The sequence below is a fragment of the Butyrivibrio sp. WCE2006 genome (genome assembly GCF_000701985.1).
Taxonomy (GTDB): domain Bacteria; phylum Bacillota; class Clostridia; order Lachnospirales; family Lachnospiraceae; genus Butyrivibrio.
Window position 1 is genome coordinate 1 of the sequence record NZ_JNKH01000092.1, and the last position, 1,898, is coordinate 1,898.

Annotated in this window: 3 protein-coding genes; all 3 read left to right on the plus strand. The window is 38.3% G+C overall.

Annotated features, from left to right (window positions below; translation table 11 throughout):
* The first annotated feature begins 184 nt into the window (after window positions 1-184).
* A complete protein-coding gene (locus T501_RS22640; protein ID WP_330377130.1) occupies window positions 185-349 on the plus strand; it encodes a MerR family transcriptional regulator in 165 nt (54 codons plus the stop codon).
* Window positions 309-914 (plus strand): MerR family transcriptional regulator, encoded by a 606-nt coding sequence (locus T501_RS19370; RefSeq protein WP_442856399.1) that lies wholly within the window; start codon window positions 309-311, stop codon window positions 912-914. Before T501_RS22640 ends, T501_RS19370 begins: the two co-directional genes overlap by 41 nt.
* A 79-nt stretch (window positions 915-993) precedes the next feature.
* Complete coding sequence (locus T501_RS19375) at window positions 994-1,476, plus strand: NUDIX hydrolase (protein ID WP_044917166.1); 483 nt, start codon at window positions 994-996, stop codon at window positions 1,474-1,476.
* Window positions 1,477-1,898: the final 422 nt, after the last annotated feature.

Here is a 1,898-nt window from a genome sequence, read left to right on the forward strand (position 1 = left end):
TCATCCAGCCTTTTTGTGATGCTTAAAAATGGTGAAATTGAAAACACTTAAAAATAAGCCGTTTCGCTATTGACATTTGTTAGCAGGTTTTTATGAAAAAATTTGAAAAATTTGAAATTAGTGTTGACTCTGACGTTGGGTAATAGTTTACGGTATAATTATCACGACGAAGGAGATAAATACTATGATGACAGTAAATGAAGTAAGCAAGCTGACGGGAGTGAGTATACGCACTCTTCAATACTATGACAGGATTGGACTCTTAAAACCGACAGAGTACACCGGGGCAGGGTACAGGCTGTATGACGATGCAGGACTGGAAAAAGCTGCAGCAGATTTTACTGTTTAAGGCGCTTGAGTTTCCTCTTAAGGATATAGCTGCAATAGTAAATAGTGAGAATTTTGATAAATCAAAGGCATTGGAACAACAGATAGAGCTTTTGACTTTGAAAAAGGAGCACATTGAGAACCTTATCACCTTGGCTCGTGGATTAAAGGCGAGAGGAGTGAGAAGATTGAATTTTACAGCATTTGATACAAAAAAACTTGATGAATATTCTAAGAGAGCAAAGGAGCAGTGGGGTAAAACCTCGCAGTATAAAGAGTTTGTAGATAAGAGTAAAAACTGGACAAAGGATGATGAGAAGACTCTGATGGAAAATCTCATGCAGATTTTTGTTAGATTTGGCCAGCTTCGAGATCTCGACCCTGCTTCAAAGGAAGTGCAGGAGCAGGTAAAGTCTTATCAGAACTTTATCACTGAAAATATGTATACTTGCACTGATGAGATTCTCCTTGGACTTGGAAAATGGCTCGGAGGTGGTGGAGAAGTTGCCGAGAATGTAGGCAGGGAGTGCGGCGAGGGTACAGCAGAATTCGCTTATCAGGCAATCAGGATTTATTGTGAGAAGTAGAGCCATAATAGTATAACCAGAGCATTAAATGTACCAAAGGACTTGGGGGTTATTTGTAAGACAAGGGGAATAATTGGATATGAGTAAAGACATGACAGTGCAGTGCGACAATGGACTTATTAACATCAGAGTAGGTGCAATTATTCTGAAGGATGGAAAGTTCCTTATGGTTGGGAACCATATCAGACCAGAGTATTTATATTCTGTAGGGGGTAGGATCAAGTTCGGAGAGACTGCCGAGGAAGCAGTAATACGTGAGGTGTATGAAGAGACTGGCATAAGAATGGAAGTAGACAGGTTGGGGTTCGTTCATGAGAATTATTTTTATGGGGATGCGGAGTCTAACCTTGGAAAATTGATATATGAAATATCATTCTTTTTCTACATGAAGGTCCCGGAGAATTTTGAACCAAAGTGCAGCAGCTTTACTGAGGATGATCACCAGGAATTTCTTGAGTGGATTGCTCCGGATGATCCGATTAAGTTCTACCCGGAGTTCTTCAGGACAGAATTATTACATCCGGTAAATGATGTTAAGCATTTCTTGACGGATGAAAGGTGAATACAATGAAAATTCTTTTTATTGGCAATAGCCATAGCTGACAGTTTACCTGATGATCACAATAAGGACTGGTCAGCACTCGATAGATTATTCTTGGAGATGCTTGGTGATTGAGATGTGAGTACATACCAGGAGAGATTCTGGATTACATTACGAGCTAATACTGATTTTATCAACCACACGTTAAATGACAGGACTGAACTTTGCTATTAAAATAAAAAAGCATAGATGTTGTTTTGGGGTTTAATATCACTGAGATTTGTAGGACGGTAACATAAATATTGAACGATAACATATTTGATGTTACTATAAAAGAAAAATGTTATCGAGGTGACAAACTATTAGTAGTCAATAGGTTTTAGAGAATATTTTATAATTATTGGTTTGAGGGTAACTTTAATAAACCATCTGAATACACCGTA